This window comes from Pseudomonas sp. GW823-FHT04A03, assembly GCF_058796615.1.
In genome coordinates, this window is record NZ_JBXAIV010000001.1 from 717,582 (window position 1) to 741,110 (window position 23,529).

The following is a 23,529-nucleotide window of genomic DNA, read 5'->3' on the forward strand; positions in this document are numbered from 1 at the left end:
CGGGTCAGGCGCAGAAAGACACCCGGGCAGAGCCCAGGCCATCGATGGTCAGAGAAAAACGGTCGCCTGCACGGGCAGGCTCAAGCGGAACCAGAGACCCCGAGAGAATCAGCTCCCCGGCCTTGAACGGAATGCCGAAGGCACCCAGGGTGTTGGCCAGCCAGGCGACGGCCGTCAACGGGTTGCCCTGCACGGCCGAGCCCAATCCTTCGCTCAGCGGTTCGTCGTTCTTGAATACGCGCATGTGCAGATTCGGCAGGTCCAGCGCTCGCGGATCGGCTTGCACATCGCCGAGCACAAACACGCCGCAAGAGGCGTTATCGGCGACGGTGTCCTGAATGCGGATGCGCCAGTCGTGGATCCGCGAGTCGACGATCTCGAAGCACGGCGTGACGTATTCAGTTGCCGCCAGCACGTCGGCTTCGGTCACGCCGGGGCCGATCAGGTCGTGCTTGAGCCGGAAGGCGATTTCGCCTTCGGCGCGGGGCTGGATCAGCCGGTTCGCCGACAGGGAAATGTTCGCGTCATTGCCGAACGACATCTGCTGGGTGATGAAGCCAAAATCCGGCTGATGCACGTTGAGCATTCGCTGGACTGCCGCCGAGGTCACGCCGATCTTCTTGCCGACGATCCGGTCACCGGCCGCGACCCGACGCTCGATGCAATAGAGCGAAACATGGTAGGCGTCTTCGATGCTGATCGACGGCCAGCGCTCGGTCAGCGGGGCCACGGTGCTGCCCTGCAGGAGCGCCTGATACAACTCTTCGCCGAATTGGCGACGCAATGCCGCGCTCATCGCTGGCCTTCCTGAAAGAAGAACAGGCATTCGCGATTGAACAGCTCGCGGTACTCGACCATCACCCAATGCCCGCACTCGCTGAGCAGCACAAAACGAATGTTCTGGCAGTGCTGCATCATCGTTTGCGCACCCGAGACCGGGCAGAACTTGTCGTCCATGCCCCAGAAACCGAGGATCGGGCACTGCAACTCCTTGAGGCGCTCGGTCATGTTCGGTACTTGCATGGTCGACAGCACGCAGACCGGTTGCTCGCGCACCACGGCGACCCGTTCATTGACGGTCTCGGCGCTGATCAACGACTCGTCGAACAATTGCAGGTTCAGCAAGCGGCGCATGCCATCCGCGTCGTGCAATTCACCTCGGGCAAACGCGGCGCCCATTTTCTGGATGCCTTCCATTTGCAGGTAATACTGCTCCTTTTCCATCAGCCCTCCCGGTGCCATCAGCACCAGTCGGCTGACCCGCTGCGGCTGGTCGAGGGCCAGTTTGATCGCGATGGCGCCGCCCAGCGAGTTGCCCACCAGGATGCAGCGCTGGATATCCAGGGCATCGAGCAGACCGCTCAGCGCATTGACGAAAAAGTCCAGGGTGTAGAGGGTGTCCGGCTTGTCGGACGCGCCATAACCCGGCAGGTCGGGCACGATCACGCGATAACCGGCGGTGACAAACAGCGGGTAGTTCTGTTTGAAATTGCTGTGGCCGCTGGCCCCGGGCCCGCTGCCGTGGATGAACAGCACCGTCTCGCCACTGCCAGCGCCCTGCCCGCCGATGTCCAGATAATGCAGCCGCAACCCCTGCGGCAGCGTAACGAAGTGCCCTTGCGCCATTGCGCTCATAAGGTGTGCTCCCGGCTATTGTTGTGCCCGGATTATTTGCGCAGGCCTTTCCTGCAACATCGTCCGACAGGACTAGCCGCCCTAGTCTTTTCGGACGTTGGCCGTACGCGCCTGCACACCTAGCATCGACGGCATTGATCTGTGACTGAACGAGGCTTTTCCATGCTGGATGCGCTGGATTTTCGCGGCAAAGTGGTGCTGGTCACCGGGGGCGGCAAAGGGGCTGGTCGGGGCATCAGTCAGCGTTTTCTCGACGGCGGTGCCGAGGTGGTGATTTGCGGTCGCGAGGCCCCGGACTCACTGCCTTCTGGCGCAGGACGCGAGGCCGTTTTCCTGCCGTGCGATCTGCGTGATGTCGAGCAGTCCGCGCGGTTGATCGAGACCATCGTCGAGCGTTTTGGCCGGCTCGACGTGCTGGTCAACAACGCCGGCGGCTCGCCCAATGCCGACGCCGCCAGCGCCTCGCCGCGTTTCAGCGAAGCGATCATTCGCCTGAACCTGCTGGCGCCGTTGAATCTATGTCAGCAGGCCAATCGGGTGATGCAGGCGCAGGACGGTGGCGGTGCAATCATCAATATCTGCAGCGTCAGCGCGGTTCGTCCTTCTCCGGGCACGGCGGCTTATGGCGCGGCCAAGGCTGGTTTGTTGAACCTGACCCGTTCGCTCGCCGTGGAGTGGGCGCCGAAAGTGCGGGTCAACGCGGTCACGGCCGGGCTGATCCTTACCGAACAGGCCGCCCTGCATTACGGCGATCAATCTGGTCTTGCACGGGTGGCAGCAACCATTCCGCTGCAACGCCTGGCGGCGCCGGAAGACATCGGCGATACCTGCCTGTACCTCGCTTCGCCCCTGGCGCGTTATGTCAGCGGCGCGGACATCACCGTGCACGGCGGTGGCGAACGCCCGGCGTTTCTCGACGCGGCCCAGCCCCACTAAATCTTAAAAACAAGGAAATCCAGCATGCCGGCGATTGCCTGCCACAGCGTCCTGCTCGAACTGACCCCGCCCGCCGCCTGGGCCAAACTGCGGGATCTGCGCCTGGCGCCACACTATGTGCCGGGACTCACCGGTTGCCAGCTGCATCCCGGGCCGATCGAAGGGCTCGGCGCCAGTCGCCGGGTGTTTCGCAAGGGCGGTCAGTGGCTGGATGAAAGCGTGGTGCAGTGGCAGGACGGGGTCGGCTTTGTCCTGGTGCTGCACAAGGCGAGCGCCGGCGCGCCCTTCCCGTTTCGCGAAGCCAGCTTCAGTTATGCCTTGCAGCGCGAAGGTGAATTCAGCCGCATGACCACCCAGATGCACTACAGCCTGCGCGGTGGCAGGCTGATGGAAAAACTGCTGGGCAAGGCGTTCAACAAGGTCGTGCGGCAGATTGCCGAGAATCTGAAGGTCTATTACGAAAACGGTATCTCGCAATGAATCGGGTGGCAGGCTGCGATATTGCGCAGCCTGCAACAGGCATCAGGACTGCGGCCCGATGTTGGCTTCGCTCCAATAGGCTTTCATCGAGCGGATCCTGCCGTCGTCATCGAATTCCATCACGTCGATCACATGCAGCGAGCATGGCTGCCCCGCCCACTGCATGTCGACCCGAAACGGCATCGCCCCACATCCGTTCAACGTCGCGCGCACCGGGCCGGTCAACGTGGCCGACACCTTGCTCACGCCCAGGCCCTGACGGTAGAAGCGCTCGATGTCAGCGATGCCGTGAATCGGCGGCTGACCGACCGGGTCTTCGACCGTTGCATCCTCGCTGTAGAGCGCAAGGATCCCGTCGATGTCGCCGGTATCCACCAGTTCTACGTAGCGGGCCATGGTGGTTTGAATCTGCTGTGCGCTGATCATTCAGACCACCTCGAACAAGGCCGCAGCACCCATGCCACCGCCGATGCACATGCTCACCACGACGTAACGCAAACCACGGCGCTGACCTTCGATCAAGGCGTGGCCAACCATCCGCGCCCCGGACATGCCGAACGGATGACCCAGCGCAATCGCCCCGCCGTTGACGTTCAACCGCTCCTGCGGAATGCCCAGCGTGTCGCGGCAATACAGCACCTGACAGGCAAACGCTTCGTTCAGCTCCCACAGGCCGATGTGGTCCATGGTCAGGCCCTGACGCTTGAGCAGCTTCGGAATCGCGTAGATCGGGCCGATGCCCATTTCATCGGAGTTGCAGCCCGCGACGGCCATACCGCGATAGATCCCCAAGGGTTCCAACCCACGTTTCTCGGCCAGTTTGGCGCTCATCAACACCGAGGCCGACGCGCCGTCGGACAGCTGCGAGGCGTTGCCGGCGGTGATGAAACGACCTTTCTCGGTCCATTCACCGCCGGCCCAGACCGGTTCCAGCGCGGCGAGATTTTCGCGGGTGGTGTCGACGCGGTTGCACTCATCGCGTTGCAGGCTGAGGGTTTCAAAGCGGGTTTCGCCGGTGGCCTTGTCGAAAATCGCCTTGCGGCTGGTCATTGGCGCCAGTTCCCGGTCGAACAGCCCGGCACTCTGGGCCAGGGCGGTGCGTACCTGGCTCTGGTAGCTGTATTCGTCCTGTTCCTCGCGGCTGATGCCGTAGCGGGCGGCAACAATCTCGGCGGTTTCGATCATCGGAATGTAAGCGTGCGGATCGCGTTCGAGCACTGCGCCGGACTGGTTGCGATAGAGGTTCTTGTGCTTGTTCTGCACCAGCGAAATCGATTCCAGGCCGCCGGCTACCGCGATGTCGATTTCGTCGCACATGATGCTTTTCGCGGCCATGGCGATGCTCATCAAACCCGACGAGCATTGGCGTTCGACGGCCATACCCGACACGGAAAACGGCAAACCGGCGGCAATCGCGCACTGGCGGCCGAGGTTGTAGGACTGGGTGCCCTGTTGCGCTGCCGCGCCGATGATCACGTCGTCCACTTCGCCGGGCTCGATGCCGGCCCGGCGCACGGCTTCGCGCACCACATGGCCACCGAGCAGCGGCGCTTCGGTGTCGTTGAATGCACCGCGAAAGGCTTTGCCGATCGGGGTACGGGCGGTCGAAACAATGACGGCTTCTTTCATGCGGGACTCCTCGAAGGTGCTGCTGAATCTTGCGGGTAGTAGCGGCTGATGGTGTCGACCACGCAGCCAGGGCGTTCTTCGCCGTCGATCTCGACGCTGACGCGGATGGTCGCCTGAACACCGCCCTTGACCTCGTCGACGGCCATCAACTGCGCACGACCGCGCACACGGGAATCCACCGGTACTACCGTGGGAAAGCGCACGCGCTCGCAGCCATAGTTGACGCCCATGGCGATGCCGCGAACCTCGACGATCTGCGGCAGAAACAGGTTGACCAGCGAAAGGCTCAGGTAACCGTGGGCGATGCAGCCGCCAAACGGGCCGCTGGCAGCCTTGAGCGGATCGACGTGAATCCACTGGTGATCGCCGGTGGCGTCCGCGAACTGATTGATCCGGTCTTGCGCCAGCAACAGCCAGTCGCTGACGCCCAGCTCTTCTCCCACTGCGTCGCGCAGGGCGAAAGGCGTGTCGAAAATACGCGGCATGTCACGCCCTCTGGCTGGAGACCGACAGCACTTCGCCGGTCATGTAGGAGCTGTAGTCGCTGGCCAGGAACATCATCACGTTGGCCACTTCCCAGACTTCGGCGGCGCGACCGAACGCTTCATTTGCCGCCAGTTGATCGAGCACGGCCTGCGGCGCGGATTTGCGCAGGAAATCGTGCAGCGCGATGCTCGGGCTCACCGCGTTGATGCGGATTCCGTAATCGGCGGCCTCGACCGCTGCGCAACGGGTCAACGCCATGACCCCGGCCTTGGCGGCGGCGTAGTGCGCCTGCTCTTTCTGCGCCCGCCAGCCGAGTACCGAGGCGTTGTTGACGATGACCCCGGCGCGGCGCTCCATCATTTTCGGCAGCATGGCGCGGGTCATGCGCATGGTGCCGGTCAGCGTCACATCGAGGACCCGGTTCCATTGTTCATCGGTCATCTCCACCAGCAACGCTGAACCACCCAGACCGGCGTTGTTGATCAGCACATCGACGCCTTCAAGGTCACGCTCGGCGCAGGCAATCAGCTGCTGCACCTGGGCTTCGTCGGCGACGTTGCAGACTTGCCCGAAAACCTGTTGCAGACCGGTCGTTTCGCGGATTTTCAGCACCGCTTCGGCCAGCCGGCCTTCATGGATGTCGCTGATCATCAAGGCACGGCAGCCTTCCTCGGCGGCCCGCAGCGCGGCGGAAAAACCGATACCGGCACCGGCCGCTGCCGTGATCAGCACCGACTTGCCACGCAACAGACCGTGACCGGCGACATAGTGAGGAACAGACATGGAAAACTCCTTGATCACACAGGAAGGCGTGGCTCTTTGGGCATGCCCAAAGCGCGCTCGGCGATGATGTTGCGCTGGATCTCGTTGCTGCCGCCGTAGAGGGTGTCGGCGCGGCTGAACAGGTAAAGCGATTGCAGGCGCGTGAGTTGATACGGCGCGGCTTCAAGCAGTTCGGCATCGGCGCCAAGCACATCCATCGCCAGCTTGCCGAGATTGGCGTGCCAGGTTGACCAGAACAGCTTGTAGATGGTCGCCTCCTTGCGCAGCGAACCGTCCTGCGCCCCCGACAGCATGCGCAGCGAGTTGTAACGCATGATCCGCAGACCGCTCCAGGCCTGGGCCAGACGTTGGCGCAAGGCCGGATCGCGCGAGGCGCCATTGGCCCGGGCGATGCCGATGATTTCGTTCAGTTCATTTTGAAATTGCATCTGCTGGCCGAGGGTCGACACCCCGCGCTCGAAACCGAGCAGCGCCATGGCGATCCTCCAGCCTTCGCCCGGCAAGCCGACGATGTTGGCGGCATCGGTACGGGCGTCGTCGAAGAACACTTCGTTGAATTCCGAGGTGCCGGTCAGTTGTTCGATCGGTCGCACGGTGATTTCGGCTTGCGCCATCGGCACCAGCAGGAATGACAGACCGCGATGGCCGACACTGCCGGGCTCGGTGCGGGCCAGCACAAAACACCAGTCCGATTCATGGGCCAGCGAGGTCCAGACTTTCTGCCCGTTGATGATCCAGCTGCCGCTGTCTTCATCCAGCGTGGCCCGGGTTTTGACGTTGGCCAGGTCCGAGCCGGCGCCCGGTTCCGAATAGCCCTGGCACCAGAATGCCGTGCCGTTGACGATGCCCGGCAAGAATCGCTGTTGCTGTTCGGCGCTGCCGAAGGCCGCGATGGTCGGGCCGGCCAGGCCTTCGCCGATATGGCCCATGCGTCCGGGACCGCCGGCGCGGGCGTATTCCTCGTGAAAAATCACTTGCTGACTGATCGACAGGCCACGGCCACCGTGCTCCGGAGGCCAGCCCACGCAGGTCCAGCCGCCCTCGGCAAGCTTGCGCTCCCAGGCTTTGCGTTCCTCGGGGAACATGTGCTCGTCACCCGGGCCGCCGCGAAAACGCAGGGCTTCGAATTCACCGCTGAGGTTGACGCGCAACCAGTCGGCCACTTCCTGGCGGAAACGTTCATCGTGTTCGCTGAAACTGATTTTCATGGCTGCTCCCCCAGAATCGCCTCGGCGATACGCTCCAGATGCCAGGCCGGCAGCCCGAGAAAACTCTCGCTGGCGCGGGCGCGTTTGAAATACAGATGCACGTCGTATTCCCAGGTGAACCCGACCCCGCCGTGCAACTGAATGGCTTCCGAAGCGCAGTGAAAGAAGGTGTCCGAGCAATGGGCCTTGGCCAGCGCTGCTGCCGTCGGCAGCTCGCTGGCTACTTGCGGATCACCGTCAGGATCGAGCACTTCCTGGGCAACGCAGGCCGCGTAATAACTGGCCGAACGCGCGCATTCCACTTGCAGCATCATGTCGGCGGCGCGGTGTTTGAGGGCTTGAAAACTGGCGATCGGTCGGCCGAACTGCTGGCGTTCCTGCATGTAGGCCACGCTCAGGTCCAGCACCTGTTGCGCACCACCGGTCTGTTCGCAGGCCAGGGCGATGCAGGCCAGCTGCAGCACGCGCTCAAGGTGCGGCCAGCCCGCGCCGAATTCGCCGAGCAGGCATTGCGCGTCAACGTAAAGGCCGTTGAGCCGAATGCGAGCCTGACGACGGGTCTGGTCCATCGTCGGCAACATCTGACGCTCGATTCCGGGCTGATCGGCTTCTACGGCGAACAGGCTGATGCCCGCCTCGCCCACCGATCCGGGCAGCCGCGCCGCAATGATCAGCAGGTCAGCGCCGTGCCCGTCGAGCACATGATTGAGGGTGCCGTCGAGCACAAAACCGTCGCCCTCCTTCACCACTGAGGCCTGCACGTCTTCGGCGGCCCGGCCGTTGGCACTGTTGAACGCCAACGCTGCGGTCACACTGCCGTCGGCAATCAACGGCAGCCAGCGTTGCTTCTGCTGATCGTCAGCGGCCAGCAGCAATGCCGGCGTGGCCATGCAGGCCGTGGCGAAGAAGGGAGAACACAGCAAACGCCGGCCCATCTGTTCCAGCAGGATGCCCAGTTCGACAAAACCGAGTCCCAGACCGCCATAGGCTTCGGGAATGTGAATCGCCGGCCAGTACATTTCACGGCACAGACGCTGCCACAGCGCCTCGTCGAAACCCCGCTCACTGACCATCGCCGCGCGCACGGCGGCAGAATCCGAGACATCGGCCAGAAAACCTTCGGCCGATTCGCGGATCATTTCCTGTTCGTCGCTGAATGCAAACTCCATCGCGGCGCCTTCTACTCGTCTAGCGGAGCACCCGTGAAGTGGTGCCCCTTCGAGTCGCCAGTCTGGTCCGGGCGGTGCGCGGCAGAATCGTCAGGCTTGCCTAGTCCGAATGGAGGTTGTCGAAGGGCATGCGGGATTTCGCATCGATAGAAAAAGATCGCCGTTTCGTTGTCAGGTGGTTTTTTTCCGCCTAACCTTGCTTAAAACCTATACAAACAAACTATCTTCGTACAATTTTTATCGCTACCGATACAGCTTCATGCGTAGTTCTTACTCGATAAAGCTTAATGAATCGGCCACAACCCTGTACGCGCCCTGCCCGGCGTACAAGAAAATGCTTCGAACGTTCTCCCTCAACACCTGCGATCAGGGAGCAAGGCAATGACTCGATTACTGCTGTTACTGGCACTGATGCTCAACCTCGCAAGCTGCAGCAACGTGGATGTCACGCGTTATGCCGATCAACAACCGGCACTGAGTCTGGAGCGTTATTTCAGCCAGCCCGTCAAAGCCTGGGGGATATTTCAGAAGCCTGGCGGCGAAGTGACCAAGCGTTTTGAAGTCACGATCGTCAGCCGTCGCGAAGGCAACAACCTGATTCTCGACGAGCGCTTCCTGTACAGCGACGGCACCCGCCAGCACCGCGTATGGACATTGACGCCCGAAGGCCAGGGACGCTGGAGCGGTCGCGCCGGCGATGTGATCGGCGCTGCCCAGGGTCAGATTGCCGGGAACGCCGTGCACTGGGTTTATCGCCTGAACCTGGCGGTCGACGATTCGACCTATGAAGTGAGCATGGACGACTGGATGTACCTGATGGACGAGGACACGTTGATCAACCGCACCAGCATGTCCAAGTTCGGCGTGGAAGTCGGTCAGGTGACCTTGTTCTTCCGCCGCCAGGGCGCCGAAGCCAGCCAATGAACCGTACAACCCAGAGCTTGATTGAATGAACGTTACCCGCCGCTTGTGCCTGGTACTGGGCGACCAGTTGTCCTTCGACCTGGCTTCCTTACAGGCACTCGATGCCGAGCGCGACACGGTGCTGTTGGTTGAGGTCATGGAAGAAGCCAGCCATGTGGCCCACCATCCACAGAAGATTGCCCTGATCTTCAGCGCCATGCGCCATTTCGCCCAGGCGCTGCAAGACCAGGATGTACGCGTCGAATACGTCAGGCTGGATGATCCGGATAACAGCGGTTCGGTGCCGGGTGAATTACATCGCTGGAAGGCGCTGTTGCAGGCCGAAGAAGTCCACGTCACCGAGTGTGGCGACTGGCGGCTGGAGCACTCGATGAAGGAATGCGGCTTGCCGATTCACTGGCACGCCGATACACGTTTTCTGTGCGGTCGCGAAGAGTTCGCCGCCTGGGCCGAGGGCAAGAAACAGCTGCGCATGGAGTTTTTCTACCGGGAGATGCGCCGCAAGAGCCGGTTGTTGCTCAATGGCGACGGCTCGCCGGTGGGTGGCGCGTGGAATTTCGATGCGGATAATCGCAAAGCCCTGCCCAAAAGCGTGAAAGCGCCCTACCCGGCGCGCTTCAGTAATGACGCCATCACCAGCGAAGTACTGGCACTGGTCAAGGCGCGTTTCAGCCAGCACTACGGCGCGCTCGATGACTTCAACTATCCCGTCACCCATGCCGATGCGCAGGCTCTTTGGGCGTACTTTCTCGATTACGGTCTGGCCGGGTTTGGCGATTACCAGGACGCCATGGCCAGTGATGAGCCTTTCCTGTTTCATGCACGCATCAGTGCGGCGCTCAACATCGGCCTGCTGGATCTGCGGCAGCTGTGCAGCGACGTGGAGTCGGCGTACTGGTCCGGCAGTGTTGCACTCAATGCCGCCGAAGGTTTCATTCGGCAATTGATTGGCTGGCGCGAATACGTGCGGGGTGTGTACTGGCTGAAAATGCCTGATTACGCGCTGGGCAACGCGCTCGGCAACACCCGGGCTTTGCCCGAGTTCTACTGGACCGGCGATACGCAGATGAACTGCATGCGCCACGCCATCGGGCAAAGCTTGCAGCATGCCTACGCGCATCACATTCAACGGCTGATGGTCACCGGCAATTTCGCCCTGCTCGCCGGCATCGCGCCGAGCCAAATCTGCGAGTGGTATCTGGCGATCTACATGGACGCCTTCGACTGGGTCGAGCTGCCCAACACGCTGGGCATGGTCATGCACGCCGATGGCGGTTATCTCGGCTCCAAGCCCTATTGCGCCAGCGGCCAGTACATCAATCGCATGTCCGATTACTGCCGCGGTTGCGCGTACAAGGTCAGCGAAAGTACGGCAGACAATGCCTGTCCGTTCAATTCGCTGTACTGGCATTTCCTGATGCGCCACGGCGAGCTGCTGCGCGGCAATCAGCGTATGGCCATGATGTACAAGAACCTCGACCGCATGCCGCAGGCCAAGCAAGAGGCACTGTGGCAACGCGGCCAGTCGCTGCTGGCCCGCCTGGATAACGGGGAGTCGATCTGAAATCAGCGTTCGCCCGGGGCCATTCGTGAAACTTACCGACGACGCCACCGGTCAACGAATGAACAACAATCCAGCCAGACCGCTTCGAGATGACCACTGCCCCAGTCCGGCCTGTCCGCCCCATGAATCCGGCCCCTGAAAAACCTGACAAAGCAGGTGAAATGGATACCCTCAAACACCTTGATCGCGAAGCACTTGAGTCCGAGGTAAAGCGATTACGCGCCGCGCTGCTGAGCAATGAAGTCGACACTGAGCAAAATGTGGCGGCCCAACTGCAGGCCAGCAGAGCTGCGCTCGCCCGCAGTGAGGAACGCTTCAGCACCATTCTGGAAACCATCGAGTCGGCGTTTGCCATCGTCAAAGTCAAATTCGACGCCAACGACGAGCCTGTCGACTACTACTTCGTTGAAGCCAACCCGGCGTTCGAGCGCCAGTGCGGGGTCAACCTGCGCGGCAAATGGGTGACCGAATTCGCACCCAATCTGGAACGCTTCTGGTTCGAAACCTACGGCCACGTGGCCAAGACCGGGGAACCGGCGAACTTCGAGAATTACGCCAATACCTTTGAACGCTGGTTCGATGTGCGCGCCGTGCGGGTCGGCGATCCGGCCGACCGGCAGATCGCGATCCTGTTCAACGACGTCACCGAACGGCGCGACGCCGAGGAGCGCTTGCGCGCCAGTGAGGCGATTGCCCGGGAGAACGTCGAACGCGTGCAACTGGCCCTCGCCGCCGGCGCCATTATCGGCACCTGGCACTGGGACCTGCTGACTGATCGATTTGCCATCGACGAAGGCTTCGCCCAGGTGTTCAACCTCGACCCGAGTCTGGGGCGCGAAGGCCTCAGCCTCGAACAGGTGATCACCAGCGTGCACCCCGACGACCGGGACGGGCTGACCACGGCGATCGACGAAGCCATTGGCCGCGGTGGCGCCTATTCCCATCAGTACCGTGTGCGCCGCGCGGACGGCAGATACCAGTGGATCGAAGCCAACGGCCGCGTTGAGTGTGCCGATGACAAGAAACCAGTTCGCTTCCCCGGCGTACTGATTGACGTCGAGGAACGCCGCACCGTCGAAGCAGAGCGCGACGGAGCTATCGCCGCCTTGCGTGCGCTCAACGACACACTGGAACAGCGAGTGTCAGCGCGCACCGCCGAGTTGATGCAAGCAGAGGAAAAACTGCGTCAGTCGCAAAAGATGGAAGCAGTCGGCCAACTGACCGGCGGCCTGGCTCATGACTTCAACAATTTGCTGGCCGGCGTTTCCGGTGCACTGGAATTGATGAGTACGCGGATCAGTCAGGGCCGGTTGAGCGAAGTCGACAAATACATGGTCACCGCACAGGGCGCGGTCAAGCGTGCCGCCGCCCTCACCCACCGCCTGCTGGCGTTCTCCAGACGCCAGACCCTCGATCCGCGACCCACCGACGTCAACATGCTGATGACCGGCATGACCGAACTGATCCAGCGCACCGTGGGCCCGAGCATTCTTCTGGAAACCATTGGCTCGCCGGTGCTCTGGCCGACACTGGTGGATGCCAGTCAGCTGGAAAACGCATTGCTCAACCTGTGCATCAATGCCCGCGATGCGATGCCCGACGGCGGACGCATTACCATCGAAACGGCCAATCGCATCATGGACGCCGAGACCGCCGGCGCGCTGGATATGCCCGAGGGTGAATATGTGTGCCTGTGCGTCAGCGATACCGGCACCGGCATGTCGGCGGATGTAATCGCCAAGGCCTTTGACCCGTTCTTTACCACCAAGCCGCTGGGCCAGGGCACAGGGCTGGGCTTGTCGATGATCTACGGCTTCGCCAAGCAGTCCGGCGGCCAGGTGCGTGTGCACTCGCAGGTCGACCGGGGCACCACGATGTGCATCTACCTGCCTCGTCACCGTGGCGAACCCGTGCAAAGTCCCGATGACAAGCACATCGCACCGGCTGTAGTCCCCAAGGCCAACGAGACCATTCTGGTGGTGGACGATGAACCGACCGTGCGCGCCTTGTTGACTGAAGTGCTCGGCGATCTCGGCTACAACCTGCTCGAAGCATGCGACAGTGTTGCCGGGCTGAAGGCGTTGCAATCGAACGTGCATATCGACTTGCTGATCACCGACGTCGGCCTGCCGGGTGGCATGAACGGCCGGCAACTGGCCGACGCCGGCAGAGAGATCCGCCCGAACCTGACGACGCTTTTCATTACCGGATACGCAGAAAACGCAGTGATCGGCGCCGGCCAATTGGGGCCCGGCATGCAGGTACTGACCAAGCCCTTCGCGGTCGACACCCTGGTGGCGCGGGTGATTGACCTGATGTCGTCGAGAGCCAAATAGCAACCCAAGCAGACTGGCTGCGGCCAAGGAGTGATAAATGGTGACTTTCCTGATTTTCCTGATCGCCTGCGGTGCAGCCGCAACCACCGGCATGGTCTTCAAGCCCGGCCAATGGTACGCGCAGCTCAACAAACCGAAGTTCACGCCACCCAACTGGGTGTTTCCGGTGGCCTGGACGACGATCTATTTGCTGCTGGCCTGGGTTGGCTACCGTTTGACGACGATTCCCGGCAGCGAAATGGTGCTCGCATTGTGGGCGGCGCAGATTGCCCTGAACACGCTTTGGACGCCGGTGTTTTTCGGTGCGCAGCGGATTGTTTTCGCGATGGTCATTCTCGTGCTGTTGTGGCTGGTCGTCGCGGCGATGGTGGTCCTGGCCTTGCGCCTGGATGTGATCACCGGGTTGATCCTGTTTCCCTACCTGGCCTGGCTGTGTGTCGCTGCGGCGTTGAATTTCTCGATCATGCGCAATAACCGGGCAGGATTCGGTTCATGACCGGACGCCATCGGACTATGAGCATTAGCCACTCGCTCAAATCCGATAATACTGGCGATACCAACTCACAAACTGCGCCACGCCCTCTTCAACTTCCACATGGGGAGAAAACCCGATCCATTGCGCCAGTGCTGAAACATCAGCCCAGGTCTTGATGACGTCGCCTGCCTGCATCGGCAACATGTTGCGCCGGGCCCTGATGCCCAGTGCCTGCTCGAGGCAGTCGACGAAATCCAGTAACGCTACCGGTTTGCCGCGCCCCAGGTTGAAAATCCGGTTGACGCCCTGCGCCTCCTTGTCCGGTTCTGGAGGCTTTGGGCACAGTCGGGCGATGCTTTCGACAATGTCATCGACGTAAGTGAAGTCCCGCGCCATCTGACCCTTGTTGTAGATATCGATCGGCCGCCCTTGAAGAATGGCCTCGGTAAATTTGAACAGCGCCATATCCGGTCTGCCCCAGGGCCCGTAAACCGTGAAAAAACGCAGGCCGCTGGCCTTCAAACCGTAAAGATGGCAGTAGCTGTCGGCAAGCAGTTCATTGGCACGCTTGGTGGCGGCATACAGGGACACAGGATGCTCGACCGCATCGTCGACGCTGTATGGCAATTTGCTGTTGGCTCCGTATACCGAACTGCTGGAGGCGTAGATCAGATGCGCGGGCGGATGGTGTCGGCAGGCTTCCAGCACATTGAGAAACCCCACCAGGTTCGATTGCGCATAGGCATCCGGGTTGTCGAGCGAATAGCGAACACCTGCCTGAGCGGCCAGATGCACGACCTCGGTGAAATCGTGCGCCTTGAATAACGCCATCAAGGCAGGCTTGTCGACAATATCCAGTGTTTCAAAGTTGAAACCCTGCAGACTACTCAACTGTTCGAGCCGCGCCTGTTTGAGAGCCACGCTGTAGTAATCGTTGAGGTTGTCGATACCGACAACTTCCTGGCCTTGCAGGCCCAGTCGTTTGACCGTGTGATACCCGATGAAGCCCGCAGCACCTGTAACAAGAACGGTCATAATCCCTGCTCCACTTAAGCCGACAGGCGATTAGTTATAGCCTCGGTCGACTTATTGAGTCGAGCTTTTATAACAACACCCAATATTGGGGACAGTTTCTGATCTAAATGACAGCCTCGTCCGTAGTAAGCAGAAAAAGTTTCTGCCATTCAGACAAAAGGAATAACCATTTAAAAACAATAGGTTGAATACTGGCAAATTCATTACTGGATGGATGGCGTGTTTTTTGACTGGTAGCGTTTGACAGACCGCAAAGTCTGGCCGATAACTACCAAGGTTGATTTTTTACAGGGCGCGAGCAATCACTTACTCGCGCCCTGTCGCTTCAGGGGCAACTACTTAGTTACCTAACCTTAAGGCTGCGACGAACAGACCGTGCGGTAGCTTTGTCTTCTGAAAAGTTAAGCCGACAATGACCCGAAGACGCCGCATAACAGGGCACAACTTCACCGCGCGATGTGCACCAATGAAACACTTGTGATTCATAATTGAAACACTTCAATCCCCCAACAATAAAAATACTTTCACTGCCTGCCATTACTTAGCCTTCATTAGAGCTTCTGCCTGCCATAAACTTTCGATCATCAAAGAGTTTACAAGCATGCCAGTCATCAGCTCGGACCAACCTAATTGGTACCTTTTACAATGCAAGCCACGTCAGGATGAGCGTGCCCACCTCAACCTGCTTCAACAAAACTACGTGGTCTTTCACCCCCAACTCGTCAGTGAACGCGTCATTCGCGGGAAACGACAGCGAGTCCAGGAATCCCTCTTCCCCGGGTACTTGTTCATCCAACTCAGTCGTGACGACAACTGGGCACCCTTGCGCTCCACTCGAGGGGTCAGTCGCTTTGTCGAATTCAATCATGGTCCCGCGACAGTGGCGGAGCACGTCATCGAGCATCTGCGTGCACGTTGCCTTGAATCAACGTTGTCGCAGCCGGATGAAGCGCTGAAACCCGGAGAAAACCTGCAGATCGTCAGCGGTCCGCTCGCGCCACTGGAAGGCGTGTTTCTGGGGTTGCACGGTACCGACCGCGTCATGATCCTTCTGCAGTTTCTTAACCGTGAGCAGCCTGTCTGTTTGCCACTCAGCGTGATTGAACGTCAACAAGCCGGCTTTCACACCTATAACTAATGACTTTGCCTTACATGCCTTTGCTCAGGAGCTCTAACATGGCTTTAAAGTCACGATGCCCTGTCGCACTGATGATGGCCTGCCTCTATCCTGAAATGGCCTGGAGCATCAATCCGCAAGCCATTGATGTTTACGGATTCGACTTCACGCCATCCTTCCTGTTTTCAGAAAGTTATGACGACAACTTTCGCGAGCTGGAAAACAGCAAGCAGTCCTCCATGGTCACCAAGCTGGCGCCTTCTTTCGAGCTCAAGGCCGAGGATCGCAACAGTGCCACACGACTGATCTGGCAACCCACTCGATACATTTATCACGACGAGTCGGATGCCTCGAACACGGCACAACGCGTGCGTGCCGACAGCATCATGGAGTTTACTGACCGGCATCGTCTGAAGCTCGACGCTGAATACCGCAAATGGGAGCGCACGGAATCGACGGCAGTCGAAGGAATCAACGACAAACTCAACAACAAACGGGTGGGTGGTCTCTACACCTTCGGTGCGAAAAGCGCTGACAATCAGATCGATCTCGGGGCCAGTTACGCCCAACTGCGTTACGACAACGCCGATGGCATCAACGACGACAAGGAACGCAATACCACGGCCCTCACCAGCACCTGGTATCACCGCATCGGCAGCAACACCCGGGGTCTGGTGGAATATAACCACACCGACTTTGACTACCAGCAGGCCAACAGCCCGCGCAGCAGTAAATCCGACGCCGTCATGGCCGGTGCCGTATGGGATTTCACGGCACGCACGACGGGCAAGGTCCGCGTCGGTTATGAGAAAAAGAACTTCGACAACAGCGAATCCAAAGACCTCGATAACCCGACCTGGCAAGTGGACTTGCAATGGAAACCGCGAACCTATTCGACATTCACCTTCGTCGCTCGCCAAGCCCTCGCCGAGGGTGACGATGGCGCTGATGCCGTGAAGTCGACGTTCACCCAGGTCGGCTGGCGTCACGGCTGGACCGAACGGATCACCACGGTGGCACAGGCCGGTTACGGCCGTTATGTCTACGAAGGCCAAAGCCGTACCGACAATCTTCAGGACTACAACCTGGCCGTGGTGTACGCGATGCGCCGTTGGCTGGATATCGAACTGGGTTATCGATATCGCGACAACGATTCCGATGCCGACAATGAAAGCTTCACCCGCAACGTGTTCCAGATCAGCTTCAACGTCAGCCTTTAAGAGGGTTTCGACATGAACGCTCGCATGGTTTTTCTTTTGTTCGCGTTGTTTCTCATACCTCATACCTACGCGGCAGATCCCGACACGCAATACAAACTGGCTGCCGGCGACGTGTTACGAATCATCGTTTTCGGTGAGCCGGAATTAAGCATGAAAAAGATCCGGCTCAGTGACGCCGGCACCTTTTCCTATCCGTTCCTGGGCGAGATTTCCGCCAAGGGACTGACTCCCGGCCAGGTCGAAAAAATCATCGTCGACGGGCTCAAGCAGGGTTATCTGATCGACCCGAAAGTCAGTCTCAGCCAGATCGAATACCGCTCGTTCTACATCAATGGCGAAGTGAAAAAGCCCGGCAGCTACCCGTTCGTGCCCGGACTGACACTGGAGAAAGCCATCGCGCTGGGCGGCGGCCTGACCGAACGGGCCTCGATGAAACGAGTAACCATCTTGCGCGGCGATGGTGGCGCGACCGTGACCGATAACGTTACGCGAAGCACCACGATTGCCCCCGGCGATACCATTTCCATTGCACAAGGCTTTTTCTGATCATGGACAACAGCCCTAGCAACTACGTCGAACGTCCTCTTCAAGCGCACCTGCATCCGCAGCACGGCGACGACAAGGACACCCTGGATCTGCTCAATCTGTGGAGGGTCATCTGGCGCGCCAAATGGAGCATCGGCTGGCTGGTTCTGCTGAGTTGCGCACTGGCGGCCGCTGTGGTCTCCAGCATCACGCCGCAATACATTGGCAGCACCACCCTGCTGTTCAACGACAAGACACCTCCTCTGATGTCGTTCCAGCAAGTCAAGGACTCAGGCGGCAACGCCACTGATTACTTGCAGACCCAGCAGGCGCTCCTGCAATCGCGGGACCTTGCCGAACGCGCGGTGAAAAAACTCGGTCTGACGACCCACCCGGTCACCGACCCGCGCCAGCAGCCAAAGCCCTGGTTTGCTCCGCGCCAATGGCTGGCCAATCTGGAGCTTGATCAATGGATCCCGGGATTGGGTCGATTTTTACCGCCGAAGAAAGAGCAGCTCACTGAAGCAGACGTCTTCAATCAGGTCACGCAGAACCTCATGCTGCACACCAGCGTCAAGTTCGTTGGCAAAAGCCAGTTGCTCGAAATCGAAGTCGAGTTGCCAGACCCCGTTCTCGCGGCAGCGGCGGCCAACGCACTGGCTCAGGGCTTTACCGACAGCCAGCTCGATACCAGCGAGAAATCATCGCAAACCACCACGGCCTGGATGAACACGCGTCTGATCAAGCTGCGCGACAACCTGCGTGCGGCCGAGAAAAAACTGCAGGGTTACCGCGAAGAACAAGGTCTGGTGGATGTTGGCGGCGTTGCCACCATCAGCGCCAACGAACTGGAAATGACCGGTAACCGCATGGTCGACGCCCGTCGCAACCGCGCTGAAGCCGAGAGTGAGTACCGGCAGGCGAAGGCACTGGGCAACGGCGATCTGAGCCGACTCTCCAGCGTGCCTGCGGTCTTGAGCAATCCCCTGGTGCAGAAATTCCAGGCCGATCGCGCTGTGGCTCAAGCCAAGGTCGATGAATTGGCGGGCCGCTATGGTCCGAAGCACCCCAGCCTGATTTCCGCACAAACCGAGTTGCGCACCGCCACCACCAGCCTGCAATTACAGGTCCAGCAAGTGGTGGCCGGTATTGAGCGGCAATACCAGCTCGCCACGGCGAGCGAAGCGTCGCTGCGTCAATCCTTCAATAGCAACAAGGCGCAAATCCAGGACATCGCGCGCAAAGAGTTCCAGTTGCGCGAGTTCCAGCGTGAGGTCGACAGCACACGCGCGCTGTATGAAACCTTCGTCACCCGCCTGAAAGAAACCACGGCCACCGCCGACATGGACTCGACGAAAGTGCGCATCGTCGACCCGGCCATCGTTCCAGTCGACGCAAGCAAACCCCGCAAGACATTGATAGTCGCAATCGTCGGGCTGGTCGCTGCGGTCATCGGCGTCGGGCTGGCATTGCTCTTCGAAAGTCTGAGCAACACCTTCAAAACCGATGAGTCGATCGAGAGCGTGTTGAATGTTCCACTGCTCAGCGTCGTGCCGTTGGTGGTGAAAAAAAGTCGCCGGCAACTGGCACGGCTTTTCGAGGACAACGACAATCCGCGCTTTTCCGAGACCATTCGCAACCTGCGTACCTGGCTGATGCTGCAAAGCAGCGAAAAGCCCTCACAGGTGGTACTCGTGACCTCGACGGTTGCCGGTGAGGGTAAAAGCACCATCGCCACCAATCTGGCCAGTTCGCTGACGCCGCTGGAACGCGTGCTGCTGATCGATGCCGACATGCGTCAGCCAACCCTGTCGCTGAACTTCGATTTCCCTCCGGACAGCCCCGGCCTGGCGAATGTCATTGCCGGCACGGCCAGGCTTGAAGACTGCATTGTTTCAGTGGGCAATCTGGACATGTTGCCGGCCGGAAAGGTCTTGCCGCCGTCGCTGGACATGTTCGTTGCGCCGCGCCTGCCGTCCCCTGGCGATCCGCTCAACCCGGTTCAGCCGCCACCCCAGGATTTGCTCAGCTCGCCGCGCATGGCACGCATGCTCGAGGCGCTCAGATCACGCTATCGCCACATCATTATCGACTCACCCCCTGCGGAGATGATCAGTGACGCGCTGTTGCTGGCCAGACATTCCGATGCGGTGATCTATGTCGTCAAGGCTGACAGCACCTCGATCAGCCAGGTTCAGCGAGGGATTGCCATGTTGCAACAAAGCCATGTGCCGGTCTTTGGCACGGTGCTCAACCAGGTCGACCTGCGCAAGGCGCGCAAGTACGGCTACCACCACTCCCGGGCGTTCTATAACTACGATTTCGCGCCCAGGTAACCATCGGGCGCATACGCCCGCCGCTACGCCCTCTTCTGCCAACGCACCACTCGCTTCACCTCCGCCGAGCTACGGAAAAGCCATCGGGAGGCACGCCGTGCCTGCTCGATTCGCGCTGATGCATGAATGCTGTCTCGAGGTTAAGCCCATGACATCGCTCTATACCGCTCACATGACACACCGCCGAGGCCTGACGTTCTGGGGCCAGTGGCTGTGCGCGCTGTCGCTGGTCACCGCGCTGTTGATATTGCTCGTGCACTGGCGCGTCGGCAGTCTGACCAGCGAATACCGCATCCTGATCATTCTGACGGTGCTCGGCTCGGTGCCGATCTACAGCGTGATGCAGGTCTACCACAAACGCCATGGCTTGCTGGTCGGGCTTGGCAGGTTGCTGGCCGGTTGGTTGATCCTGCTGGCCGTTCTGGCGGCGATTGCGTTCTTCACCCAGACCAGCGCCATTTATTCACGCCAGGTGATCATGGTCTGGGCGGTGCTGGGCTTCGTGGCCCAGGCCATAAGCTTTCTGCCTCTGCATTACCTGGCCCGCCTGTATTCGCGCAAGGTCTGCAACGGGCGCCGCTCGGTGATCATCGGTACCTGCCCGACGGCCCATGAACTGGCGAAAAAACTGTCACTGCCGAACCGCGCGCTGGTGCTGGGCTTCATCGCCGCTGCCGACAGCAGTGGCCCCGCACCCAGCATTCTGCCGTTGCTCGGCCACGTTTCCGCCATCCGCGAGATCATCACGGGCCTGGAAGTGCGCCGCGTCTATATCGTGCTGCCGATGGCCCATGCCGCCACCATCGAAGCGCTCTACATCGATCTGTTGGACATGAATGTCGACGTGGTGTGGATCCCGGATTTCGGCAGCATGGTGTTGCTCAACCATTCGATCTCGGAAATCGAGCGGATGCCGGCCATCTACCTCAACGAGAGCCTGCTCAGCTCGCACCCTGCCAGCCTGTTTTGCAAGGATCTGTTTGAACGCAGCCTCGCCGGCCTGGCCATTGCTCTGCTCAGCCCCGTGCTGCTGGTGGTGGCCGTTGCCGTCAAGCTGACCTCCGCAGGCCCGGTGCTGTTCAAGCAAAACCGTCATGGTTGCAACGGCGAAGTGATCAAGGTCTGGAAGTTTCGCTCGATGCACGTTCACGACGACCACGAGGTTCGCCAGGCCACCCGCAACGATGACCGCCTGACGCCGATCGGCGGTTTCCTGCGCCGCAGTTCCATCGACGAATTGCCACAGCTGTTCAACGTGCTGTCCGGCCGCATGGCCCTGGTCGGGCCCCGCCCGCATGCCGTCACCCACAACCTTTATTACACCGGCAAGGTGCGCGCCTACATGGCCCGGCATCGCCTCAAGCCGGGCATCACCGGGCTGGCCCAGATCACCGGCCATCGTGGCGAAACCGAGACCGTGGAAAAAATGCAGCTGCGCGTCGCCCAGGACCTCAACTACATCAACCAGTGGTCGCTGTGGCTCGACATCAAAATCCTTATCAAGACCCCCTTCACGCTGTTCTCGAAAAACATCTACTGAGCCCCTTTCCCGCGTCTGCCGCTCCCCTGCCCGACCGTTGATAACCGTCACGACGACCTGAGGTTCGACCATGAATGTGAGCGTATTCGGAATTGGTTACGTAGGCCTTGTCCAGGGTGCTGCATTGGCCGAGGTCGGGCACAACGTGCTCTGCGTCGACGTCGACGCCGGCAGGGTCGAGGCATTGAAAGAGGGCACGCTGCCGCTGTACGAACCCGGCCTGAAAAGCCTGGTGCGCGACAACTACCAAAGCGGCCGGCTGCGATTCGGCACAGACCTAGTGGACGCCGTTCACCATGGCGATGTGCTGTTGATCGCCGTCGGCACACCGCCCGACGAAGACGGTTCGGCGGATCTCCAATACGTGCTGAGCGTGGCGCAGACCATCGCGCTGAACATGGATCGGCACCAGATCATCGTCGACAAATCCACCGTGCCCGTCGGTACGGGGGACCGAGTTCGAGCGTGTATCGAGCAGGTGCTGGCCGACAACGGTCGCGGCGATCTGACGTTCGACGTGGTTTCAAACCCGGAATTTCTCAAGGAAGGCTGTGCGGTCGAAGACTGCATGCGCCCGGACCGGATCATCATCGGCACCGACAGCCCGCGTGCCGAGGAGGTCATGCGCGAACTGTATGAACCGTTCAATCGCAGCCGCGAAAAAATCATCGTCATGGATGTTCGCAGCGCCGAGCTGACGAAATACGCCGCCAACTGCATGCTGGCGACCAAGATCAGCTTCATGAACGAAATGGCCTGCCTCGCTGAAAAGCTCGGCGCCGACATCGAAAAGGTGCGCCACGGCATCGGCGCAGACCCGCGCATCGGTTACCAGTTTATCTACCCAGGTCTGGGCTACGGCGGCTCGTGTTTTCCCAAGGACGTGAAGGCGCTGATACACGCGGCCGACGGTGTCGACATCGACGCCCGGGTGCTCAAGGCCGTGGAGGCGCGCAACCAGGAACAGAAAGCCAGCCTCTATCGCAAAGTATTCGATCACTTCGACGGTCACCTTCGCGGCAAGACGTTTGCCCTGTGGGGGCTGAGTTTCAAACCCAACACCGACGACATGCGCGAGGCCCCCAGCCGGGTACTGATGGAGGCTTTGTGGCAAGCCGGCGCCAGCGTGCAGGCGTTTGATCCCAAAGCCATGGAAGAGGCCCAGCGCCTTTACGGCTCGCGCGACGACCTGACGCTGACAGGCACCAAGGAAGCGGCGCTGAAAAATGCCGACGCCCTGATCATCGTCACCGAGTGGCAATCGTTTCGGGCACCGGACTTCGACCAGCTCAGCCGGTTGCTCAAACAGCCGTTGATTTTCGACGGGCGCAATCTGTTCGATCCGCAGCGATTGAGCAAACGCGGTTTCACCTACGTCTCCGTGGGTCGGCAGACCCCTTCAGCCTTCTGAAAGGAGCCGCGCCATGTTCAAACTGGAAATAGTCGGGCAGTACTCGGCGAAATTACTGGAAGCCAACCAGGCCTATTCCTTCATCAACTTTGCCTCGATCGGCAGCTTTTTCGAGCAGAACCCGAGCACCGTTGCCTATTTTTGCGACGGCATGCTGATGTCGACCTTCATGTCTCGCGTCACCGGCAGAACGATTGGCCGGGTCAGCTTCGACTTCACCTCGATAGCTGACGTCGTGCTGCGCAGCGCCGAGCAACAGGGCAAACGCGTCTATTTCGTCGGCGCCCGACAAGCTGAACTTGATCTGTTCATCATCAAGATCAAGGCCCTTTATCCGCAACTGAGCATCGCCGGCTACCACGACGGCTATTTCGACGCCGCCCAGGCCGAAGGCATTCGGGCTGACATCTGTCGCAGCGCAGCGGACATTCTGATCGTCGGCCTGGGCGCCGGACTGCAAGAGCAGTTCGAGCAGGATGCCCTGCGCGCAGGCTTTCGCGGGGTCGCCTTCACCTGTGGCGGGTTCATCCGGCAAGAAGCCCTGGCCACGCGGCAGTACTACCCGGCACTGATCAATCGATTGCACCTGCGCGCGTTCTATCGCATGTACCGCGAGCCCCACACGATCAAGCGCTACCTCATCGATTACCCCACCAACTTCCTGCACCTGCTGAACATGATCGTTCGACACAAAGTCGCCATCAGCGTCGGGGAATGACC

General features: G+C 60.2%; 22 protein-coding genes. 13 read left to right on the forward strand and 9 right to left on the reverse strand.

The window, feature by feature from the left end; all coding sequences use genetic code 11:
* Window positions 1-4: 4 nt before the first annotated feature.
* Both AC1Q9F_RS02945 and AC1Q9F_RS02950 read right to left on the reverse strand, forming a co-directional pair.
* Complete coding sequence (locus AC1Q9F_RS02945; RefSeq protein ID WP_492619024.1) at window positions 5-796, reverse strand: fumarylacetoacetate hydrolase family protein; 792 nt, start codon at window positions 794-796, stop codon at window positions 5-7.
* Complete coding sequence (locus tag AC1Q9F_RS02950) at window positions 793-1,635, reverse strand: alpha/beta fold hydrolase (protein ID WP_492619023.1); 843 nt, start codon at window positions 1,633-1,635, stop codon at window positions 793-795. The genes AC1Q9F_RS02945 and AC1Q9F_RS02950 overlap by 4 nt, the downstream gene beginning before the upstream one ends.
* Window positions 1,636-1,797: 162 nt before the next feature.
* Here AC1Q9F_RS02950 and AC1Q9F_RS02955 point away from each other — a divergent pair, with 162 nt between their 5' ends.
* Together AC1Q9F_RS02955 and AC1Q9F_RS02960 are read left to right on the forward strand one after the other, a co-directional pair.
* Window positions 1,798-2,571, forward strand: a complete 774-nt coding sequence (locus AC1Q9F_RS02955) for an SDR family oxidoreductase (RefSeq protein WP_492619022.1) — start codon at window positions 1,798-1,800, stop codon at window positions 2,569-2,571.
* A 24-nt stretch (window positions 2,572-2,595) separates the two neighbouring features.
* Window positions 2,596-3,051: an SRPBCC family protein gene (locus AC1Q9F_RS02960; protein WP_492619021.1), complete on the forward strand. Its 456-nt coding sequence runs from the start codon at window positions 2,596-2,598 to the stop codon at window positions 3,049-3,051.
* Between the two features lie 42 nt (window positions 3,052-3,093).
* Here the strand turns inward: AC1Q9F_RS02960 and AC1Q9F_RS02965 are convergent, their stop codons facing one another.
* The 6 genes from AC1Q9F_RS02965 to AC1Q9F_RS02990 are packed head-to-tail and all read right to left on the reverse strand — an operon-like array spanning window position 3,094 to window position 8,326.
* The gene (locus tag AC1Q9F_RS02965; RefSeq protein WP_492619020.1) at window positions 3,094-3,477 is read right to left on the reverse strand and encodes a steroid Delta-isomerase; all 384 of its coding nucleotides are present in this window, start codon (window positions 3,475-3,477) and stop codon (window positions 3,094-3,096) included.
* A complete protein-coding gene (locus AC1Q9F_RS02970; RefSeq protein ID WP_192558033.1) occupies window positions 3,478-4,680 on the reverse strand; it encodes an acetyl-CoA C-acyltransferase in 1,203 nt (400 codons plus the stop codon).
* The gene (locus AC1Q9F_RS02975) at window positions 4,677-5,165 is read right to left on the reverse strand and encodes a MaoC family dehydratase (RefSeq protein ID WP_492619019.1); all 489 of its coding nucleotides are present in this window, start codon (window positions 5,163-5,165) and stop codon (window positions 4,677-4,679) included. Before AC1Q9F_RS02975 ends, AC1Q9F_RS02970 begins: the two co-directional genes overlap by 4 nt.
* Window position 5,166: 1 nt before the next feature.
* Window positions 5,167-5,949 carry an SDR family oxidoreductase gene (locus tag AC1Q9F_RS02980; RefSeq protein ID WP_492619018.1) on the reverse strand — a complete coding sequence of 261 codons (783 nt, stop codon included), beginning with the start codon at window positions 5,947-5,949 and terminating at the stop codon, window positions 5,167-5,169.
* A gap of 14 nt (window positions 5,950-5,963) precedes the next feature.
* Window positions 5,964-7,157, reverse strand: a complete 1,194-nt coding sequence (locus AC1Q9F_RS02985) for an acyl-CoA dehydrogenase family protein (protein ID WP_492619017.1) — start codon at window positions 7,155-7,157, stop codon at window positions 5,964-5,966.
* Window positions 7,154-8,326, reverse strand: a complete 1,173-nt coding sequence (locus AC1Q9F_RS02990) for an acyl-CoA dehydrogenase family protein (protein WP_492619016.1) — start codon at window positions 8,324-8,326, stop codon at window positions 7,154-7,156. The genes AC1Q9F_RS02985 and AC1Q9F_RS02990 overlap by 4 nt, the downstream gene beginning before the upstream one ends.
* A 381-nt stretch (window positions 8,327-8,707) precedes the next feature.
* Between AC1Q9F_RS02990 and AC1Q9F_RS02995 the strand changes: the two genes are divergently transcribed.
* The 4 genes from AC1Q9F_RS02995 to tspO all read left to right on the forward strand — a co-directional run bounded on the left by AC1Q9F_RS02995 (window position 8,708) and on the right by tspO (window position 13,646).
* Complete coding sequence (locus tag AC1Q9F_RS02995; protein ID WP_492619015.1) at window positions 8,708-9,250, forward strand: DUF3833 domain-containing protein; 543 nt, start codon at window positions 8,708-8,710, stop codon at window positions 9,248-9,250.
* Between the two features lie 25 nt (window positions 9,251-9,275).
* Window positions 9,276-10,814, forward strand: coding sequence for a cryptochrome/photolyase family protein (locus AC1Q9F_RS03000; protein WP_492619014.1), 1,539 nt, complete (start codon window positions 9,276-9,278; stop codon window positions 10,812-10,814).
* 161 nt (window positions 10,815-10,975) lie between these two features.
* Window positions 10,976-13,150: an ATP-binding protein gene (locus AC1Q9F_RS03005; protein WP_492619013.1), complete on the forward strand. Its 2,175-nt coding sequence runs from the start codon at window positions 10,976-10,978 to the stop codon at window positions 13,148-13,150.
* A gap of 37 nt (window positions 13,151-13,187) precedes the next feature.
* Entirely contained in the window at window positions 13,188-13,646 is a 459-nt protein-coding gene (gene tspO / locus AC1Q9F_RS03010; RefSeq protein ID WP_492619012.1) for a tryptophan-rich sensory protein TspO, read from the forward strand.
* Between the two features lie 36 nt (window positions 13,647-13,682).
* Here tspO and AC1Q9F_RS03015 read toward each other — a convergent pair whose 3' ends face one another.
* Window positions 13,683-14,660: an NAD-dependent epimerase gene (locus AC1Q9F_RS03015; RefSeq protein ID WP_492619011.1), complete on the reverse strand. Its 978-nt coding sequence runs from the start codon at window positions 14,658-14,660 to the stop codon at window positions 13,683-13,685.
* 601 nt (window positions 14,661-15,261) lie between these two features.
* Here AC1Q9F_RS03015 and rfaH point away from each other — a divergent pair.
* The 7 genes from rfaH (at window position 15,262) to AC1Q9F_RS03050 (ending at window position 23,527) form a co-directional block, all read left to right on the forward strand.
* On the forward strand, window positions 15,262-15,798 hold the full coding sequence (rfaH, locus tag AC1Q9F_RS03020; RefSeq protein WP_492619010.1) for a transcription/translation regulatory transformer protein RfaH: 537 nt from the start codon (window positions 15,262-15,264) through the stop codon (window positions 15,796-15,798).
* A gap of 38 nt (window positions 15,799-15,836) precedes the next feature.
* Window positions 15,837-16,997 carry an outer membrane beta-barrel protein gene (locus tag AC1Q9F_RS03025; protein ID WP_039768571.1) on the forward strand — a complete coding sequence of 387 codons (1,161 nt, stop codon included), beginning with the start codon at window positions 15,837-15,839 and terminating at the stop codon, window positions 16,995-16,997.
* Window positions 16,998-17,009: 12 nt separating this feature from the next.
* Entirely contained in the window at window positions 17,010-17,543 is a 534-nt protein-coding gene (locus AC1Q9F_RS03030; RefSeq protein WP_007951324.1) for a polysaccharide biosynthesis/export family protein, read from the forward strand.
* Between the two features lie 2 nt (window positions 17,544-17,545).
* A complete protein-coding gene (locus AC1Q9F_RS03035; RefSeq protein WP_492619009.1) occupies window positions 17,546-19,858 on the forward strand; it encodes a GumC family protein in 2,313 nt (770 codons plus the stop codon).
* Window positions 19,859-20,006: 148 nt separating this feature from the next.
* Window positions 20,007-21,398, forward strand: a complete 1,392-nt coding sequence (locus AC1Q9F_RS03040; protein ID WP_492619008.1) for an undecaprenyl-phosphate glucose phosphotransferase — start codon at window positions 20,007-20,009, stop codon at window positions 21,396-21,398.
* A gap of 70 nt (window positions 21,399-21,468) precedes the next feature.
* Window positions 21,469-22,809 carry a UDP-glucose dehydrogenase family protein gene (locus AC1Q9F_RS03045; protein WP_492619007.1) on the forward strand — a complete coding sequence of 447 codons (1,341 nt, stop codon included), beginning with the start codon at window positions 21,469-21,471 and terminating at the stop codon, window positions 22,807-22,809.
* A 13-nt stretch (window positions 22,810-22,822) separates the two neighbouring features.
* On the forward strand, window positions 22,823-23,527 hold the full coding sequence (locus tag AC1Q9F_RS03050; RefSeq protein WP_492619006.1) for a WecB/TagA/CpsF family glycosyltransferase: 705 nt from the start codon (window positions 22,823-22,825) through the stop codon (window positions 23,525-23,527).
* The last annotated feature ends 2 nt before the right edge of the window (window positions 23,528-23,529 follow it).

Bases quoted from the DNA above. Each gene is read 5' to 3' on its own strand.
- AC1Q9F_RS02960 (WP_492619021.1), top strand. From the start codon at position 2,596: ATGCCGGCGATTGCCTGCCACAGCGTCCTGCTCGAACTGACCCCGCCC.
- AC1Q9F_RS02945 (WP_492619024.1), bottom strand. From the start codon at position 796: ATGAGCGCGGCATTGCGTCGCCAATTCGGCGAAGAGTTGTATCAGGCG.
- AC1Q9F_RS03030 (WP_007951324.1), top strand. From the start codon at position 17,010: ATGAACGCTCGCATGGTTTTTCTTTTGTTCGCGTTGTTTCTCATACCT.
- AC1Q9F_RS02970 (WP_192558033.1), bottom strand. From the start codon at position 4,680: ATGAAAGAAGCCGTCATTGTTTCGACCGCCCGTACCCCGATCGGCAAA.
- AC1Q9F_RS02985 (WP_492619017.1), bottom strand. From the start codon at position 7,157: ATGAAAATCAGTTTCAGCGAACACGATGAACGTTTCCGCCAGGAAGTG.
- AC1Q9F_RS02990 (WP_492619016.1), bottom strand. From the start codon at position 8,326: ATGGAGTTTGCATTCAGCGACGAACAGGAAATGATCCGCGAATCGGCC.
- AC1Q9F_RS03050 (WP_492619006.1), top strand. From the start codon at position 22,823: ATGTTCAAACTGGAAATAGTCGGGCAGTACTCGGCGAAATTACTGGAA.
- AC1Q9F_RS03015 (WP_492619011.1), bottom strand. From the start codon at position 14,660: ATGACCGTTCTTGTTACAGGTGCTGCGGGCTTCATCGGGTATCACACG.
- rfaH (WP_492619010.1), top strand. From the start codon at position 15,262: ATGCCAGTCATCAGCTCGGACCAACCTAATTGGTACCTTTTACAATGC.
- AC1Q9F_RS03025 (WP_039768571.1), top strand. From the start codon at position 15,837: ATGGCTTTAAAGTCACGATGCCCTGTCGCACTGATGATGGCCTGCCTC.
- AC1Q9F_RS03040 (WP_492619008.1), top strand. From the start codon at position 20,007: ATGACATCGCTCTATACCGCTCACATGACACACCGCCGAGGCCTGACG.
- AC1Q9F_RS02955 (WP_492619022.1), top strand. From the start codon at position 1,798: ATGCTGGATGCGCTGGATTTTCGCGGCAAAGTGGTGCTGGTCACCGGG.
- AC1Q9F_RS02965 (WP_492619020.1), bottom strand. From the start codon at position 3,477: ATGATCAGCGCACAGCAGATTCAAACCACCATGGCCCGCTACGTAGAA.
- tspO (WP_492619012.1), top strand. From the start codon at position 13,188: ATGGTGACTTTCCTGATTTTCCTGATCGCCTGCGGTGCAGCCGCAACC.
- AC1Q9F_RS02980 (WP_492619018.1), bottom strand. From the start codon at position 5,949: ATGTCTGTTCCTCACTATGTCGCCGGTCACGGTCTGTTGCGTGGCAAG.
- AC1Q9F_RS02975 (WP_492619019.1), bottom strand. From the start codon at position 5,165: ATGCCGCGTATTTTCGACACGCCTTTCGCCCTGCGCGACGCAGTGGGA.
- AC1Q9F_RS02995 (WP_492619015.1), top strand. From the start codon at position 8,708: ATGACTCGATTACTGCTGTTACTGGCACTGATGCTCAACCTCGCAAGC.
- AC1Q9F_RS02950 (WP_492619023.1), bottom strand. From the start codon at position 1,635: ATGAGCGCAATGGCGCAAGGGCACTTCGTTACGCTGCCGCAGGGGTTG.
- AC1Q9F_RS03005 (WP_492619013.1), top strand. From the start codon at position 10,976: ATGGATACCCTCAAACACCTTGATCGCGAAGCACTTGAGTCCGAGGTA.
- AC1Q9F_RS03035 (WP_492619009.1), top strand. From the start codon at position 17,546: ATGGACAACAGCCCTAGCAACTACGTCGAACGTCCTCTTCAAGCGCAC.
- AC1Q9F_RS03045 (WP_492619007.1), top strand. From the start codon at position 21,469: ATGAATGTGAGCGTATTCGGAATTGGTTACGTAGGCCTTGTCCAGGGT.
- AC1Q9F_RS03000 (WP_492619014.1), top strand. From the start codon at position 9,276: ATGAACGTTACCCGCCGCTTGTGCCTGGTACTGGGCGACCAGTTGTCC.